Source organism: Micromonospora sp. NPDC048947 (genome assembly GCF_040649495.1).
In the GTDB taxonomy this organism is placed as follows: Bacteria; Actinomycetota; Actinomycetes; order Mycobacteriales; family Micromonosporaceae; genus Micromonospora; species Micromonospora alfalfae.
This window is the reverse complement of record NZ_JBEZFO010000019.1, coordinates 150,437-167,352: the sequence shown is the minus strand read 5'-3', so window position 1 is coordinate 167,352 and position 16,916 is coordinate 150,437. Positions and strand designations below refer to the sequence as shown.

Below are 16,916 nucleotides of genomic sequence, written 5' to 3'. Positions count from 1 at the left end.
GGGGGGCCCCCCCCACCCCCCCCGGGTCCGGCCCACCCCCTTCCCCCGCCCGGGCGGGGGCCCCGGCTCCCCCGCCCCCCCCCCCCGGGGCACCCCGGCCGTCCGGCCCGATGCCACACCTGGCCAAAGGCCGTACGCTGCAACGCATGCGTACGTGCCGGGCGTCTGCCGCCGGAAAGTTCACGGTGGTCCTGGCCACGATCGTCGTCCTGGCCGGCTGCGGCGGGGGTCCCAGCCCACGGGCCTGGGCGGCCTCGGTCTGCGGTGCCCTCACCCCGTGGCGCTCCGAGATCAACAAGCTGACCAGCAGCACTGACGAGCAGATGACCGCGCAGACCACGCCGGCGCAGGCCAAGGAGAACCTGGTGCGGCTCTTCGATGGGGCGGAGCAGGCCAGCGAGGCCGCGCGCCGCAAGGTGGAGAAGGCGGGCATCCCGGAGGCGGAGAACGGCGAGGCCATCTCCGCCGGTTTCCGTGGCTCCCTGGGAAAGATGCGGGACGCGTACGGTCGCGCCCGGGACACCATCGACGGCCTGGCCACCGGCGAGCCGGCAGCCTTCTACGACGGCGTGCGGGCCGCCGTGGAGACCCTCAACAAGGAGTACGACGCCAGCGCGCTGGACACCAGCAAGCTCAACTCCGAGGAGTTGAAACAGGCATTCGACGAGGTGCCGGAGTGTCGCTGAGCGGGCTCGGTGACACCGGGAAGGCACAGCCGCCCCCGGCGCTGTTCCCCGCGCCCGAGTCCGACACGCCCACTCCCGGGCGACGCCGCGGCGGCGCGCCGCAGGCCGGCCCGGCGCGGCACGGCTCCCCCCAGCAGACCGACGACGCGGGCCGGCAACTTGTCTTCTTCGGCGCGGACGCGGCCGAACCGACAGTCGCCGACCTGGCCGGGTTGCTCGCCGGGCCGGGTGAGGTGGTCCGGATGGGCGGCACCGCCCGGCTCTCGGTGCAGGTGGACGCCGCCTGGCGGGTGCACGTGCTCGTCGCCGAGCTGGCGTCGCGTGGGCTGGCGGCCAGTTGGGAGCCGACCGAGGGCGCGCGACACGCCGTTCGTACCTCCTACACCCGGGTCTTGAAGCCGCTCGCGGCCGCCTGGCTGCACGGTACGACGAAACGCCCGCCGGACGCGTTCCACCTGACCGGTCGACGGTTGCGGCTGTGGCTCGCCGCCGCCGGGACGGCGGAGCCTCCGGACTGCTTCCTGTTACGGCTGGGCACCGGCGACCAGGAGTGCTGGGAGTCGATCGGTGTGGCGCTCGCCTCGGCGGGGCTGGCTGGAACGCTGCTCGGCCCGGGTGAGGGCGGCCCGGCGTACCGGATCACCGGCCGCCGCCGACTCTCCCGGCTGGCCGAGCTGGTCGGCGCGCCGCCGCCTGCAGCCCCAACCAACACCTGGCCAACCTGACCGCGCCACCCCAACCCCCACCCCCGCGTCGATCATGGAGTTGTGGTGGGGGACGTATTGCTCCTCCGGGGTTAAAACGCCCACCACAAGTCCATGATCGACGCGATTGGGCGGTGCCGGCCGGGTGTCCGGTGCCGGACAGCGGGCGGGTCGATCCAGGCGGAAAACGGGCGGGTCGGGTCTCGGTGGTGGGTCCGCCATCGTCACAGTGACCCGCTTCGAGCCCTACCCACGGTGTACGGTGGCGCCGTCCGGCAGTGCTGAGCGCGGTGGGGCGGCGTCGACCGCCGCGTCGAAGCGGTTTGCGGCCCGCGAAACCCGAAACGCGGGCGGCGCGTTACGTTGGACATCCGGACCGCCGGTGCGACGGCGGGGTCGAAAGCGGTCGCTGTCCGGGCGCCGGCAGACCACGAGCAGGAGTGAGGTCGGGGAGAGACGTGCCGAGCAACGCTGGAACCACCCGTCTGGTCATCGTCGAGTCACCGGCGAAGGCCAAGACGATCTCGGGCTACCTTGGCCCGGGGTACGTCGTGGAGGCCAGCTTCGGTCACGTCCGCGACCTGCCGCGCAACGCCGCCGACGTGCCGGCCAAGTACAAGAAGGAACCCTGGGCCCGGCTCGGGGTGGACGTCGACAACGGCTTCCAGGCGCTCTACGTCGTCTCCGCCGACCGTAAGCAGCAGATCAGCAAGCTGGTGAAGCTGGCCAAGGAAGTCGACGAGATTTTCCTGGCGACGGATGAGGACCGCGAGGGCGAGGCGATCGCCTGGCACCTGGTCGAGACGCTCAAGCCCAAGGTCCCGGTCAAGCGGATGGTCTTCCACGAGATCACCAAGCCGGCGATCCAGGCGGCGGTGGCCAACCCCCGGGAGATCGACCGCGATCTGGTCGACGCCCAGGAGGCGCGCCGGATCCTCGACCGCCTGTACGGCTACGAGGTCTCCCCGGTGCTGTGGAAGAAGGTCATGCCGCGGCTCTCGGCAGGCCGGGTGCAGTCCGTGGCGACCCGCATCGTGGTCGAGCGGGAGCGGCAGCGGATGGCCTTCCGCACCGCCGAGTACTGGGACATCCTGGCCACCCTCGCCGTGGCGAACGCCGGTGAGGGGCCGCGAAACTTCAACGCCACGCTGATCGCGTTGAACGGCGACCGGATCGCCACCGGTAAGGACTTCGAGCCGACCACCGGTCGGGTTCGGGCCGGTGCCGGGGTGGTGCACCTCGACGAGAGCGGCGCCCGTGGCTTGGCGGCCCGGCTCGACGGACGGCCGTTCACTGTCACCCGGGTCGAGGAGAAGCCCTACCGCCGTCGCCCGTACGCGCCGTTCATCACCTCGACCCTCCAGCAGGAGGCGGCCCGCAAGCTGCGCCTGTCCTCGCAGCAGACGATGCGCACCGCGCAGCGCCTGTACGAGAACGGCTACATCACCTATATGCGTACCGACTCGGTCAACCTGTCGGAGACCGCCATCTCGGCGGCCCGCCGACAGATCGTCGAGCTGTACGGCGAGCGCAGCGTTCCGCCGGAGCCGCGCCGCTACACCGGCAAGGTGAAGAACGCGCAGGAGGCGCACGAGGCGATCCGCCCGGCGGGGGACAACTTCCGTACCCCGGGCGAGGTGGCCAAGGAGCTGTCCGCCGAGGAGTTCAAGCTCTACGAGCTGATCTGGCGGCGCACCATCGCCTCGCAGATGACCGACGCGGTCGGCTCCAGCGTGTCGGTGCGGATCCGGGCGGTCTCCACCTCGCAGGAGGAGGCCGACTTCGGCGCGACCGGCAAGACCATCACCGACCCGGGCTTCCTGCGCGCCTACGTCGAGTCCAGCGACGACGAGAACGCCGAGGCCGAGGACGCCGAGCGCCGGCTGCCCACCCTGGTCAAGGATCAGCCACTGACCGCCGACGAGCTGGCCGCGCAGGGTCACCACACCCAGCCGCCGTCGCGCTACACCGAAGCGTCGCTGGTCAAGGCCCTGGAAGAGCTGGGCATCGGCCGCCCGTCCACCTACGCGTCGATCATGCAGACGATCCAGGACCGGGGGTACGTCACCAAGCGCGGCCAGGCGATGATCCCGACGTTCCTGGCCTTCGCGGTGATCGGGCTGATGGAGCGGCACTACCCACGCCTGATCGACTACGACTTCACGGCCACGATGGAGAACGAGCTGGACGAGATCGCCGGCGGTGACCACGCTGCTGTCGACTTCCTCACGGCGTTCTACTTCGGCAGCTCCAACGGTGCCGGCGACCAGGACATCGCCCGTTCCGGCGGGCTCAAGAAGCTGGTCACCGAGAACCTCAGCGACATCGACGCCCGCAGCGTCAACTCCATCCCGCTCTTCACCGACGACGACGGCCGCGAGGTCGTCGTGCGGGTCGGCCGCTACGGGCCGTACCTGCAACGGGAGTTGCCCGGTGGCGAGCAGCCGGCACCGGCCGCCGAGGGCGAGGAGGGTGGCTCCCAGGGTGACCGGGCGCCGATCCCCGAGGGCCTGGCCCCGGACGAGCTGACCCCGGAGAAGGTGCACGAGCTGTTCCTGGGCGGCAGCGGCGAGCGCAAGCTCGGCGACGACCCCGGCACCGGCGAGCCGATCGTGCTCAAGTCCGGCCGGTTCGGCCCGTACGTGTCAAGCGGCGAGCGGAAGTCGTCGCTGCTGCGGACGCAGACGCCGGACTCGCTGACCCTGGAGGAGGCGCTCAAGCTGCTCAGCCTTCCCCGGCTGATCGGTGTGGCGCCGGACGGCGTCGAGGTCTTCGCCAACAACGGCCGCTACGGCCCGTACGTCAAGCAGGGCGAGGAGTTCCGTTCGCTGGACTCCGAGGACAAGATGTTCACCGTCACGCTGGACGAGGCGCTGGCTCTGCTGGCTGCCCCGAAGTCGCGTGGACGGCGAGCCGCGGCACCGCCCCTGCGCGAGATGGGCGTGGACCCGGCGACCGAGAAGCCGATGGTGATCAAGGACGGCCGGTTCGGCCCGTACGTGACCGACGGTGAGTTCAACGCGTCGCTGCGGCGCGGGCAGACGCCGGAGGCGCTGACCATCGAGGAAGCGTCCGAGATGTTGGCCGAGAAGCGGGCGAAGGGTCCGGCGCCGCGGAAGAAGGCGGCGGCGAAGAAGGCGCCAGCGAAGAAGGCGACTGCCACGAAGAAGACGGCCGCCGCCAGCAAGTCCACGGCCGCGAAGAAGACCACCACTGCCAAGGCGACGGCGGCGAAGAAGGCTCCGGCGAAGAAGGCCGCCCCGCGCAAGGCGGCTACCAGCACCGAGTAACTCCCGTCCGGGCCGCTCTGATCCGTGACGCGGCGCTCCAGATCTTGGACAGTTTCCGTCTTCTTTGAACGGAAACTGTCCAAGATCTACGGCTGTGGCCGTGGTCCAGGTGTTTCCGATCACGCTGAGGTGGTGCCGCTCGTCGCTTCGCCGGTACCGCCGTACCGTATGGTCATGCCGATCTGCGAGCTGTGCCCGTCGAGGTCGAGATGATCCGCAAGAGGCGTGCGGGCGGCGAGAAGCGGGCTGCCGTTCTCGACGCCGTGGCCGCCGTGCTGGCGACCCGTGGCTACGAGAACACCCGCTTCACCGACGTGTCAGCGGCCGGCGGGGTGGCGATCAGCACCCTCCAGACCTACTTCGGCTCCCGCGAAGACATGATCATCGAGGCCATGCAGGTCTTCACCGACCGGGAGGTGGAGGCCCTGCGAGCGGTGTCCGCCGCCGAGGCCGATCCGTGGCGACGACTCGTCGCGCTGGTGGACCGGAGCCTGCGCAACTCGGAGAGCACAAGGCAGGTCCTGGTCGAGTTCTGGCGCTCCTCGATGCGCGACGACGAACTCCGCGACTACAGCGCCACTGTGCAGCAGCGCTACCGGGAGCCCTTCCTGGCCGCCGTTCGGGAGGGCGCCGCCCGGGGGGCGTTCACTTTGGCCCACGACGCCGAGGCGGTGACGGATCTCCTGCTCGCCGCGCTGGCCGGTCTGATCGTCTCGCGGGTTCAGCACCATCCCATGCCGGCGCCAGCGAACTTCCGCGACGTCCTGCTGACCCAGCTCAGACTGATGCTGGGCGTCAGCGACTCCGAACCCACACCCGAACGGATCGAGGCACGATGACCACCGTCGAGATCACCCGGTTCCGCGTCCCCGCCGAGTGCGCGGAGGATCTGCTGGCCGCGCGGCCGGCGATGCTGCACGACTTCGAGGCCGATCGCGCCGGCTTCCTCGGCGCACGGCTGATCCGGCTGGCCGCGGACGAGTGGCTGGACATCGTCTTCTGGGGTTCGTCCGAGGACTACGCCGAATCCCGCCGCCGGGGCGCGAACCGGCCCGGCATCCAGACGTTCTTCTCCCTGATCGACTCGGTGATCAGCGCCGAGGAGGGCACGACGACCGACGTGGTGGGTGCGTGATGCGCGCCGCGTGGTACGACAGGCAGGGCCCGGCACGCGAGGTGCTCGAGGTCGGCGAGCTACCCGACCCGTGGCCAGGCGCAGCGAACGAGGCCGCCGCGAGCGAGCTGACAGCCGCGCTGGTCGCCGGCGATCTGCGTTACCCCATCGCCGCCCGTCTTCCGCTGGCGGAGATCGCACACGCGCACGAGTTGGCCGAACACAGCTCGGCCAGCGGCCGGGTCGTCCTGGACATCTGAAGGGCCCGAAACGACCATGATCTGGACAGCCGGCTTCCGTACCGCAGTGATCAGCCCGTACGAGCAGCTCCAGTTCGGCGAACCCCGGCGCTTCGCCGACCAGACAGTCCGTCAGGTGCTGCACCTGGCCGGCGGCGGTGACGCTCTGCGCGTACGCCTGACGAACCGCTACGGCCGTACTCCGTTGACCATCGGGGCCGCCACTGTCGCCGTCGGCGACCGGCGGGCGGTCCTCACCTTCGGCGGCGCCGAGCGCGGCGTCGTGCCGGCGGGCGAAGAAGCCGTCAGCGACCCGGTCAGCATTCCCGTCGCGGCCGGCGCCGATCTGGTCGTGAGCCTCTACTTCCCGGAGCGGACCGATCTGGCCACCTACTCCCACAAGCCAGTGGAAGTCGCGCGGATAGCCGATGGCAACCGGGTCACAGTGCCCGTCCTGCCGAGAGGGGAGCAGGTCGAGGCCCGGTTCTTCATAGCGGGTGTGGACGTGCTCACCGCCCCGGACACCGCCGTCGCGGTGGCCTTCGGGGACTCCTGGTTCGAGGGAGTCGGCACCACTGTCGGCGCGAACCGTCGCTCCGTCGACGTTCTCAACCGGCGGTTGAAGCGCGGGTGGGTGGTCAACCAGGGCATCGCCGGGAACCGCCTCCTGCGCGACGGCGTCGGCGAACACGCGCTGGCGCGCTTCGACAGTGACGTTCTCTCCATCCCCGCCCTGACCCACGTTCTGGTCCACTTCGGTATCAACGACCTCGGTCTGCCGGCCATGTTGGGCGAGCCGCCAGTCACCGCCGACGCCCTCGTCGAGGGCTTCCGCGAGCTGGCCGACCGCGCCCACGGCGCCGGTCTGCGGATCGTCGCCGCCACCATCGGCCCCTTCGCGGGCGCCGGCCCGGAGATCAGCACACCGGCGGGCCTCGCCACCCGACGCGAGGTGAACGACTGGATCCGTACGACTGACGCCTTCGACGCCGTCTTCGACGTGGCGAGCGCTGTCGCGGACCCGCACGCCCCCGACCACATCCACCCGGCGCTGGACAGCGGTGACGGCATGCACCTGAACGACAGGGGCGCGGAGGCGATGGCCGACGCGGTGAACCTGGACGACCTGGCGCTCTAGCGCTGGTCACCGCGATGGCGCGCGCCGACGGGAGCCGTCAGACCCCGAGCACGTGGTTCAGGTGGGGGTTGGTGAAGACGCGGTGCGGGTCGAGCCGGTCGCGGACGGCCTGGAAGTCCGCGAAGCGGGGGTACGCGGTGGCCAGCGAGGCGGCGTCGCGGTAGTGCAGTTTGCCCCAGTGCGGGCGACCGCCCAACCCGGCGGCCACCTGTTCGAAGGCAGTGAAGTACGGCTCGTACGGCATACCGACGTACTGGTGCACGGCGATGTAGGCGTTGTCCCGGCCGTAGCCGTGCGACAGCCAGATGTCGTCGGCGGCGGTGAACCGCACCTCCACCGGGAAGAGCACCTTGAACGGCAGGCCGTCCACGATCCGCTGGAGCGCGGCGAGCGCCTCCGGCAACGCCTCGCGGGGCAGGCCGTACTCCATCTCCACGAAGCGGACCCGGCGCGGGGTGCAGAAGACCCGGTCGGAGCGGCCGGTGTACTGGCGTTCGGTGAGGGCGCGGGCGGAGACCGCGCTGATCCCCGGGGCCAGCGCGGGCACGGCCCGGCCGAGTCGGCAGGCGCCGGCGAAGACCCGGTTGGACAGGAAGTCGTCGTCCATCCAGCCGCGCCAGCGGGACAGCGGCCGGTCGTTGGCCGGTACCCGGTCGTTGGCCTTGACCTGGACCCGCGACGTGTACGGGAACCAGTAGAACTCGACGTGGTCGTGCCGGCCGATCAGCTCGGGCAGTTCGCCGAGTACGTCGGCCAGCTCGGCCGGTCGTTCGTGGGCGCGCAGGACGAAGGCGTCAACGCAGCGCAGGGTGACCTCCACCAGGACGCCGAGCGCGCCGAGTGACACCCGGGCGGCGGCGAGGACGTCGGGATGCTCGTCGGCGGAGCAGCGCAGCACCTCGCCGGTGCTGGTGACCAGAGTGATCGCCTCGACGAAGGTGGAGAGGCACCCGTAGCCGGCGCCGGTGCCGTGGGTGCCGGTGGAGATCGCCCCGGCGACGGTCTGCGCGTCGATGTCGCCGAGGTTGGGCAGCGCGAGGCCGTGCCGGGCGAGCAGGCCGTTGAGCGTGTGCAGGGTCATGCCCGCCGGCACGGTGACCAGTCGGTGGGCGACGTCCACGCTGACCATGGTGTCCAGCTCGGACAGGTCCATCCGACGGTCGTCGGCGAGTGCGACGGCGGTGAACGAATGGCCGCTGCCCGTCACCCGGATCCGAGCGCCGTCGACGGCGGCAGATCTGACGGCTTCTACGACGTCGGTCGGCGAGCCGGGGCGCAGGATCGCGCTGGCGCTGCCACGCTGGTTCCCGGCCCAGTTGGACCATCCAGCCCCGAGCGATGCGGTGCGGACCATGCGCACTCCTCATTCATGAATATGAACTGACTTCATATCAGGAACGTTCTAGCTGGTAAATACCGCAATTGCGATCCGCTCGTTGTACCGGTAGTCACGGACTCGTGACGTGGAGATATGTTCATCCGTCGAAGGGGGGTGGCGCAGAGTGTCCACACCAGCCGCCACGACCGGGCCGCTGCGCCGCGTACCGGTGCAAGGTCGAAGTGTCGCGCGGGTACAGCGCATGTTGGATGCCTGCGCCGAACTCGTCGACGAGGTGGGGTACGAGGGGCTGACCACCACCCTGCTCGCCGAGCGGGCCGAGGTGGCGATCGGGTCGGTCTACCAGTTCTTTCCGGACAAGCGGGCGATCGTGCAGGCGTTGACCCTGCGGACCATGGAGTCCTACCTCCAGCGCCTCGACGAGAGGTTCGCCTCCGACGAGATGACCCACTGGTGGGACGGCGTCGACGCGGGCATCGACGAGTACATCACCATGCACCGCACCGTCCCGGGCTTCCGTACCCTGCACTTCGGCGACGTGGTCGACCTGCACCTGCTCGACGAGCAGCGGGACAACAACGGCGTGATCGCCGACCAGTTGGCCCGGGTGCTCACCGAGCGTTTCGGGCTCACCGACGTACCCAAGCTGCGCTTCGTGCTGGAGATCGCGGTCGAGGCGGCGGACGCGCTGATCAAGCTCGCGTTCCGCCGGAAGTCCGAGGGCGACGAGCGGGTGCTGCTGGAGGCGAAGGCGCTGATCCGGGAGTACCTGCACCGCCAGGTCGACGGCCCGGACAACGGCCGGTCCCCCGTCGGCAAGCAGGCCGAGGCGCCCCAACCCGCCTGAGTCGGCGCGGCGGGCGGGCCTCGGCCGGCGGTGGGGGCGGCTGCCCGGTCTCAGAGGAAGGCCTGCCCCTCACCCCGGTAGGTGGGCACGGTCGCCACTACCGCGTCCCCCTCGATCAGGTGCAGCTCGTTGACCCGTTCACACAGCTCACCTGCCTTGGCGTGCCGGAACCACACCCGGTCGCCGACGCTCAGCCCGGCCGCCGCCGCTCCGGAAAGCGGGGTCTGCACCTCGCCGGCGCCCTCGGTGCCGACAAGCTTCAGCCCCGCCGGTAGCCACGGCCGGGGCAGTCGACTGTCGGCGGCCGGGCCGGAGGCGATCCAGCCACCGCCGAGCACCGTCGCCAGCTCCGGCGTCGGTCGGCGGACCACAGCGCAGGCGAAGAACGCCGCAGGGGTGGGACGCCAGGCGCGGTACGCGTCGAACAGCGTCGGCCCGTACAGGCCCGATCCCGCGGTGATCTCGGTTACCGCGGGATCGGCGCTGGTCGCGGCCACGCTGCCGGTGCCGCCGCCGTTGACGAACTCCAGGTCGGCGTGCTCGCGTACCGCGGCGACCGCCGCGCCACGGCGGGCCAGCAACTCGCGGTACGACCCGCGCTGGGCCAGCCTGATCGCGCCGGCCAGCAGTGTCTTGCCCGGCGGCGCATCGCCCAGGCCGGCGATCTGCGCCTCGTACGACATGAGCCCTACCAGCCGGAAGCCGGGCCGACCGGCGACGGCTGCGGCGAGCGCGCCGGCTGCCCGCGCGCTGTGCACCGGTGAGCGGCGGACGCCGACGTGCACCCGGCCGCGCAGCGGTCGCCAGGAGGCGTCCAGATCCAGGCAGAGCCGTAGCTCGGCGCGCTGCCCAGGGGCCTCGATCGCGTCGATGAGGTCGAGTTGGCCGGTGCCGTCGATCATCAGGGTGATGGCGGCGGCGAGCGTCGGGTCGGCGCCCAGCTCGGCGAGGGCGGCCCGGTCCGCGCTCGGGTACGCGACCAGCACGTCGTCGCTGACGCCGGCGCGGACCAGCCAGATCGCCTCGGGCACTGTGAACGCCATCACGCCCTGCCAGCCCGGCCGCGCGAGCGCTCGACTGATCAACTCGCGGCTGCGGACCGACTTGCTGGCGAGGCGGACCGGTTTTCCGGCGGCGCGATCGGCCAGGGCGGCCGAATTGGCGTCGAAGGCGGTGAGGTCGACCACCGCGTACGGGGGGTCGAGGTGGGCAGTCGCCCGATCCAGGCGCTCGCGAAGTTTGTCGCTTTCGATGGCCACGTGTGCACGCTAACTGTCCGACGGAGAATGCGAAATGCCCTCGCGTACGTCCGGGCTGCGGCCGGTGCCTCCGGCGGCCTAGGCTCAGCGAGCAGGAGAATGTCGCCCGGGGGGTGGCCCCCACCGGGTCTAGAGTGTTGCACCGGAGGTGCCCAGCGATGGGCCGGCACGTGGAGGTACGGCCATCGAAAGCCAGAACAGCGGCGAGTCGCCCGGCGTGTCGCGCCCGGGTGACCAGTCGGGCAACGCCGCCACGCAGCCCAACGGCGGCCAGGCTGATCCGTCCGGTTATGCCGCGATCCGGTCCGTGCTGCGCATCCGGCCCTTCCGACGGCTGTGGATCGTGCTCGGCGCGGCCTCCTTCGGCGACTGGCTCGGCTTGCTGGCCACCGCCCTCTTCGCCGCCTCGCAGGTGCAGGGCAGCACCGCCCAGGGCGCCGCCTTCGGCGGGGTGACCGCCATCCGGTTGCTCCCCGCGCTGGTGCTCGGCCCGGTGGCCGGCGTCTTCGCCGACCGGTTCGACAGGCGCTGGACGATGGTCATCTGCGACCTGCTGCGCTTCGTGCTCTTCGCCTCCATTCCGCTCTACGCCCTCAGCGGCGCCGCGGGTGGCCTGGTGGTCGGCTGGGCGCTGATCGCCACCTTCCTGATCGAGTCGCTCACCCTGCTCTGGATCCCGGCCAAGGAGGCCGCGGTCCCGAACCTGATCCCCCGGGCCCGGCTGGAAGCGGCCAACCAGCTCACCCTGATCACCACCTACGGCCTCACCCCCGTCGCCGCCGCCATCGGCCTCGCCGTGCTCGACCGTGGCGTCCGTGGTGCCGTCGGCGGCGACCTGCCCTCCTGGGCCGAGCCGGCCCAGCTCGCGCTCTGGTTCAACTCCTTCTCCCGGCTCGCCACGGCACTGGTGGTGGCGTTCGGGATCAAGGAGATCAGCGAGGCACAGCGCGGTGAGGCGGAGCGTGCCGAGCAGAGCATGTTCCGGCAGTTCTCCGAGGGCTGGAAGTACATCGGCCAGACCCCGCTGGTCCGGGGCCTGGTGCTGGGCATCTTCGGCGCGTTCGCCGGCGGCGGCATCGTGGTCGGCACCGCCAAGTTCTTCGCCAACTCGCTGGGCGCTGGCGACGCGGCGTTCTCACTGCTCTTCGGCGCGATCTTCGTCGGTCTGGCGCTCGGCATCGGGCTCGGCCCGATGGTCGTCAAGGAGATGTCCCGACGCCGCTGGTTCGGCATGAGCATCGTGCTGGCCAGCGCCGCGGTGATGACCCTCGCCTTCGCCATCCACCTGTCCATGGCGATCGTCGGCGCGGTGCTGGTCGGCGCCGGTGCCGGGATGGCCTTCCTGGCCGGCACCACGCTGCTGGGCGGCGAGGTGGCCGACGAGGTGCGCGGCCGGGTCTTCGCTGTGGTGCAGATCGGCACCCGACTGGTGCTGATCCTGGCCATCGGGCTGAGCAGCGTGTTGGTCGGTGTCGGCGGCTCCCGCAAGCTGGAGATCGCCGACCTCGGCATCTCCGTCTCCTCCACCCGACTGCTGCTGCTCGCCGCCGGTGCCGCCGGCATCTTCGCCGGGATCAGCGCGTTCGGCCAGATGGACGACAAGAAGGGCGTCCCGGTCCTCGCCGACCTGTGGGGCTCCATCCGGGGCCGTCCGCTGATGCCCGCCGAGCCGTTCGTCTCCGCCGGGCTCTTCGTGGTCTTCGAGGGCGGCGAGGGCGCGGGGAAGTCCACCCAGCTCACCGCGCTCTCCGAGCGGCTGCGCGGGCACGGCCGAGAGGTGGTGGTCACCCGCGAGCCGGGGGCCACCGGCGTCGGCCGGCGAATCCGGTCGCTGGTGCTGGACACCTCCGGCGACGACGCGCCCTCCCCCCGGGCCGAGGCGCTGCTCTACGCCGCCGACCGGGCACACCACGTGGCCACCGTCGTCCGGCCCGCGCTGGTCCGGGGCGGCGTGGTGATCAGTGACAGGTACGTCGACTCGTCCCTGGCGTACCAGGGCGCCGGCCGCACACTGCCCGTCGACGAGGTCTCCTGGCTCTCCTCCTGGGCCACCGGTGGGCTCAAGCCCGACCTGGTGGTGCTGCTGGACGTCGAACCGCGCACCGGCCTGTCCCGGGTGGCCTCGCGCAACACCGGCACGGACCGGCTGGAGGCCGAGTCGGTCGCCTTCCACGAGCGCGTCCGGTACGCGTTCCTCGACCTCGCCGCCGCCGACCCGAAGCGCTACCTGGTGCTCGACGCCTCCCGGCCGGCCGACGAGATCACCGGGCTGGTGGTCCGGCGGGTCGAGGAGATGCTCGGCAAGCCGGGCGGCATCGTGCACCCGCGGCCGGCGCAGGGCCCGGACACCTCGGTGCAACCTGAGTTATCCGACGCGGAGCTGGTGACGATGGAGCACAAGACCTGATGCCGGACGTCTTCGCCGACCTGGTCGGTCAGGACGAGGCGGTGGTCGAGCTGCGGCGCGCAGCCGCCGCGGCAGCCGCCGTGCTGCGCGCTGGCGCCGCCGCGCTGGTCGCGGCCGGCCCGGTCAGCGGTGACGGGTCCGCTGCCGACGACGCAGTGAGCGGCGGGCTGGACCCGTCCGCCGGGATGACGCACGCGTGGATCTTCACAGGGCCACCCGGCTCCGGCCGCTCGGTCGCCGCACGGGCGTTCGCCGCCGCACTCCAGTGCGTGCACGGCACCGGCTGCGGTGAGTGCCCCGGCTGCCACACCACAATGGGCGGCACCAACGCCGACGTGCGGATGGTGGTGCCGGAAGGGCTCTCCATCGGCGTCGGCGAGATGCGCGCGCTGGTGCTCCGCGCGGCCAGCACCCCGTCCGGCGGGCGCTGGCAGGTGGTGGTCATCGAGGACGCCGACCGGCTCACCGAGGCCGCCGGCAACGCGTTGCTCAAGGCGATCGAGGAACCCCCGCCGCGGACGGTCTTCCTGCTCTGCGCCCCGTCCACCCACCCGGACGACATCTCGGTGACCATCAGGTCGCGCTGCCGGGTCGTACCCCTGCGGCAGCCGCCGGCCGAGGCGGTGGCCGAGGTGCTGGTTCGCCGGGACGGCATCGCCCCCGACGTGGCGCAGTGGGCGGCGGCGGCCGCGCAGGGTCACGTGGGTCGGGCCCGCCGGCTGGCCCGCGACCCGGAGGCCCGCAAACGACGCGAGGCGGTGCTCGCGGTGCCCCGCCGGTTGACCGGTGTCGGCGCGGCGTTCGACGCGGCGTCCGCGCTGATCGAGGCGGCCGAGGCGGAGGCCGAGGCGTCGGTCACCGAGGCCGACACCACCGAGCGGGCGGCACTGGAGACCGCGCTCGGCGCGGGCGGCACCGGCCGGGGCGCGGCCGGCGCCATGCGGGGCGCTGCCGGGCAGCTCAAGGAGCTGGAGAAGCGGCAGAAGTCCCGGGCCACCCGGGCCCAGCGGGACGCACTGGACCGGGCGCTGGTCGACCTTGCGGGCTTCTACCGGGACGCGCTCACCATTGCGCTGCGCGCACCCGTCGCCCCGGTGCACACCGACACTGCCACGCTGGCCGGCGCCGGCGCGCAGAAGTGGGACGCCGAGGGGTCGCTGCGCCGGTTGGAGGCCGTGCTCGCCTGCCGTGCGGCGATCGAGGCGAACGTCAAGCCGCGGATCGCGGTCGAGGCGATGATGCTCGCCCTCTGGAAGGGCTGACCCGCACTTCCGGCCGTTGTCCACAGGCATCGACAGGCCCGATTGCGGTGCGGTACGGTCCCTGTGCCGTGGTGACGGTGGCACCACACTGAGTGATGGATCACCCGGGAGGAGTCGGCCGATGCCGCGGGGGGAGATCGACGAAGCCTGGATCGAGGAGGCGGTGCGACGCTACCGCCGGATCGAGTCCCTCCAGGCCGAGTTCGACCAGGCGGTGTCGACCGTCGAGGTGACCGTCCGCTCGCCGGACGGCCTGGTCGAGGTGGTGGTCACCGCCGGTGGACGGATCACCGACGTCCGGTTCCTCGGGCCGCTGCACACCCGCAGCCCGCGCGACGTTGCCGGTTCCGTGCAGGCAGCGGTCACCGCAGCGGCCGACGCCGCCGAATGGGCCCGGGAAAAGCTGCACAACGAGACGTTCGCCGCCTACCGACCGCTCGCGGGGGCCTGAGATGGACACGCTGCGCGCGCTCTCCGCCCGACTCGACGAGGCGAGCGCCACGCTCACCCTCGTTTCGCACACCGTCACCGCCAGCGATCCGGCTCAGGCCGCGTTCGGCGCCGACGCACCGGGCCGACCGGGCGAGATCGGTCGGGCGCTGCACCGGCAGTGGACCACCGCCACCGACGACCGGGCTCGGGAGGCCCGCGCCGCCGCCGGTCGACTGGCCGCCGCCGCGGCGGCCGTGCGGGAAGCCGCCGACCGCTACGCCGAGGTCGACAGGGCGGCCCGCCGCCGGCTCACCGGGGAACCGTGATGGACGCGCTGGACCGGCTCGCCGAGCCCGGCCTCGACCTGCTCCGCCGGGTGGACAGACTGATCGCGGCCGGTGTCCCCGAAGGGCACCGGGTCTGGCCGCTGCTGCGCCGCATGCAGGTGCTGCCGGGCGACGCGGTTCGCAGCTTCCTCGACCTGCACCCGGCGCCGCTCGCCAGCGCCGGCCACGCGGTGCGCCGGCTCGTCCGGGGGTACGACGACGTCTCCGCCGCGCTCACCGACTCGGTGCTCTGGTCCGGCCCGGCCGCCACGGCATACGGGCAACAGCGGGCGGCGCTGCTACGCCACCTCGACGAGGGGCCGGACAGCCTGGTCGGGCGACTCGAATCCACAGCCGGTTACGCCGACGCCCTCGCCGACTGGGTGGAGGGCAGCCGTCTCGCGCTGGCCCGCACGTTGGCCGACGTGCTCCGCTCGGCCGAAGCGGTCGCCGTGGTCGCGGCCACCGCCACCGGTGCGTCGACGCGCCCCGGGCCGGTCGGGCCGGGTGTGGCCGACGCCGCCGAGATCGCCGCACGGGTGCTGGCAGTGCTCTGCGTCGCCTACGACGGTGCGGAGACGCTGCTGCGTCAGTGGGCGCCGAGCCTGGCCGAAACCGCGTGGCGTCCGCCCACGGACGGGCGTCCCCGCTACGACCAGCCCACCCGGGTCGGCTGGTAACCGGGCCCGGCCGTGGCCGCGTTGCCTCGGACAGGCCACGGCGTCGCTCGCGGGCGCCTGACCTGAAGCCGGCGCCCACGGCGACGCCGTGGTCTTCCCCCTGCACCCCCCGCAGGTCTGCCTCCACTCAACGCCGCCGAGGCACGTCTTGTCTCCTGCCCGGCCCCGGATTCAACCGTCCGGGCGAGCAGCAACGGCACAACGGGACGCCCGGCAATAGGTCGAGTCGACGGTCATGAATGGCAGCGGGGCGTAGCCGGCCGGTGCGCCTTGTGCCGTGACCCGTCGTAGGGTGGGGGGATGGGCATGCTCTGCGCGGTCAGCTTCAACCGGTACGGGCGGCTCTACTACCTCGACCCTGGCGAGTTGCGCCCGCAGGTGGGCGACCGGGTGCTGGTGCCCACCGATGACGGGCCCGAGGTGGCGGAGTGCGTGTGGGCCGCGCAGTGGGTGACCGAGGAGACCGACGGCTTCCCCCGCCTGGTCGGGCTGGCCGGCGACGACGACCTCCGTCGGGACGAGGCGTTACGTCGGCGCAAGGCCGAGGCCAAGGTGGCCGCGAAACGGCTGATCCGCTCGCACGGCCTGCCGATGAAGGTGGTGGCGGTCGACCATGTGCTCGGCTCCGCCGAGAGCGGCGGTGAGCGCAGCACCGTCTACTTCACTGCCCCGCACCGGGTGGACTTCCGGTCCCTGGTCCGCGACCTGGGCGCGACCCTGCACTGTCGTGTGGAGCTGCGCCAGCTCTCCGCCCGCGACTCCGCGCGGGTGCAGGGCGGCATCGGCTCCTGCGGTCGGGACCTGTGCTGCGCCACATTCCTCACCGACTTCGAGCCGGTGACCATCCGGATGGCGAAGGACCAGGACCTACCGCTCAACCCGCTGCGCATCTCCGGCGCGTGCGGGCGGCTGATGTGCTGCCTCAAGTACGAGCACCCGCTGTACCAGCGCTTCCAGGAGACCGCCCCGGCGGTCGGTAGTCGGGTCTCCACCCCTGAGGGTGACGGCCGGGTCGTCGGCCACAGCGTCCCCCGCGACGCGGTGACCGTCCGCCTGGACGCCGACGGCTCCCGCTGCTCCTGCTCCCGAGCCTCCGTCTGCGCCCCCCGCCAAGCCCACGACCAGCACTACACCCCCTAAACCCCCCGCCCCCTGACCCCCGAACCCCACCCGGGTTGATCAAGAAGTTTGCG

Annotated in this window: 16 protein-coding genes; 14 read left to right on the top strand and 2 right to left on the bottom strand. The window is 72.0% G+C overall.

The window, feature by feature from the left end; all coding sequences use genetic code 11:
• Positions 1–146: 146 nt before the first annotated feature.
• The 7 genes from AB0B98_RS25570 to AB0B98_RS25540 all read left to right on the top strand — a co-directional run bounded on the left by AB0B98_RS25570 (position 147) and on the right by AB0B98_RS25540 (position 7,171).
• Positions 147–686, top strand: coding sequence for a hypothetical protein (locus tag AB0B98_RS25570; protein ID WP_357365852.1), 540 nt, complete (start codon positions 147–149; stop codon positions 684–686).
• A complete protein-coding gene (locus AB0B98_RS25565) occupies positions 677–1,411 on the top strand; it encodes a hypothetical protein (RefSeq protein ID WP_357365850.1) in 735 nt (244 codons plus the stop codon). Before AB0B98_RS25570 ends, AB0B98_RS25565 begins: the two co-directional genes overlap by 10 nt.
• Positions 1,412–1,848: 437 nt before the next feature.
• Positions 1,849–4,680, top strand: coding sequence for a type I DNA topoisomerase (gene topA, locus AB0B98_RS25560; protein ID WP_357365848.1), 2,832 nt, complete (start codon positions 1,849–1,851; stop codon positions 4,678–4,680).
• 209 nt (positions 4,681–4,889) lie between these two features.
• Positions 4,890–5,519 (top strand): TetR/AcrR family transcriptional regulator, encoded by a 630-nt coding sequence (locus AB0B98_RS25555; RefSeq protein WP_357365847.1) that lies wholly within the window; start codon positions 4,890–4,892, stop codon positions 5,517–5,519.
• A complete protein-coding gene (locus tag AB0B98_RS25550; protein ID WP_357365845.1) occupies positions 5,516–5,815 on the top strand; it encodes a hypothetical protein in 300 nt (99 codons plus the stop codon). Before AB0B98_RS25555 ends, AB0B98_RS25550 begins: the two co-directional genes overlap by 4 nt.
• The gene (locus AB0B98_RS25545; protein ID WP_357365843.1) at positions 5,815–6,054 is read left to right on the top strand and encodes a zinc-binding dehydrogenase; all 240 of its coding nucleotides are present in this window, start codon (positions 5,815–5,817) and stop codon (positions 6,052–6,054) included. Before AB0B98_RS25550 ends, AB0B98_RS25545 begins: the two co-directional genes overlap by 1 nt.
• A gap of 16 nt (positions 6,055–6,070) precedes the next feature.
• The gene (locus AB0B98_RS25540; RefSeq protein WP_357365841.1) at positions 6,071–7,171 is read left to right on the top strand and encodes a GDSL-type esterase/lipase family protein; all 1,101 of its coding nucleotides are present in this window, start codon (positions 6,071–6,073) and stop codon (positions 7,169–7,171) included.
• Between the two features lie 37 nt (positions 7,172–7,208).
• Here AB0B98_RS25540 and AB0B98_RS25535 read toward each other — a convergent pair whose 3' ends face one another.
• Positions 7,209–8,525 (bottom strand): D-arabinono-1,4-lactone oxidase, encoded by a 1,317-nt coding sequence (locus AB0B98_RS25535; RefSeq protein ID WP_357365839.1) that lies wholly within the window; start codon positions 8,523–8,525, stop codon positions 7,209–7,211.
• 226 nt (positions 8,526–8,751) lie between these two features.
• On the opposite strand from AB0B98_RS25535, the gene AB0B98_RS25530 reads away from it, so the two are divergent.
• Positions 8,752–9,357 carry a TetR family transcriptional regulator gene (locus AB0B98_RS25530; RefSeq protein WP_238668816.1) on the top strand — a complete coding sequence of 202 codons (606 nt, stop codon included), beginning with the start codon at positions 8,752–8,754 and terminating at the stop codon, positions 9,355–9,357.
• Between the two features lie 50 nt (positions 9,358–9,407).
• Here AB0B98_RS25530 and AB0B98_RS25525 read toward each other — a convergent pair whose 3' ends face one another.
• Positions 9,408–10,616, bottom strand: coding sequence for an amino acid deaminase/aldolase (locus AB0B98_RS25525; protein ID WP_357365837.1), 1,209 nt, complete (start codon positions 10,614–10,616; stop codon positions 9,408–9,410).
• 307 nt (positions 10,617–10,923) lie between these two features.
• Between AB0B98_RS25525 and tmk the strand changes: the two genes are divergently transcribed.
• The 6 genes from tmk to ricT all read left to right on the top strand — a co-directional run bounded on the left by tmk (position 10,924) and on the right by ricT (position 16,863).
• Complete coding sequence (gene tmk / locus AB0B98_RS25520; RefSeq protein WP_112677647.1) at positions 10,924–13,023, top strand: dTMP kinase; 2,100 nt, start codon at positions 10,924–10,926, stop codon at positions 13,021–13,023.
• Complete coding sequence (locus AB0B98_RS25515) at positions 13,023–14,285, top strand: DNA polymerase III subunit delta' (protein ID WP_357365835.1); 1,263 nt, start codon at positions 13,023–13,025, stop codon at positions 14,283–14,285. Before tmk ends, AB0B98_RS25515 begins: the two co-directional genes overlap by 1 nt.
• A 121-nt stretch (positions 14,286–14,406) precedes the next feature.
• Entirely contained in the window at positions 14,407–14,736 is a 330-nt protein-coding gene (locus AB0B98_RS25510; protein WP_007454690.1) for a YbaB/EbfC family nucleoid-associated protein, read from the top strand.
• Position 14,737: 1 nt separating this feature from the next.
• On the top strand, positions 14,738–15,043 hold the full coding sequence (locus tag AB0B98_RS25505; RefSeq protein WP_030334249.1) for a hypothetical protein: 306 nt from the start codon (positions 14,738–14,740) through the stop codon (positions 15,041–15,043).
• Positions 15,043–15,723, top strand: a complete 681-nt coding sequence (locus AB0B98_RS25500; RefSeq protein ID WP_357365833.1) for a hypothetical protein — start codon at positions 15,043–15,045, stop codon at positions 15,721–15,723. Before AB0B98_RS25505 ends, AB0B98_RS25500 begins: the two co-directional genes overlap by 1 nt.
• Positions 15,724–16,023: 300 nt before the next feature.
• On the top strand, positions 16,024–16,863 hold the full coding sequence (gene ricT / locus AB0B98_RS25495) for a regulatory iron-sulfur-containing complex subunit RicT (protein ID WP_112585777.1): 840 nt from the start codon (positions 16,024–16,026) through the stop codon (positions 16,861–16,863).
• The last annotated feature ends 53 nt before the right edge of the window (positions 16,864–16,916 follow it).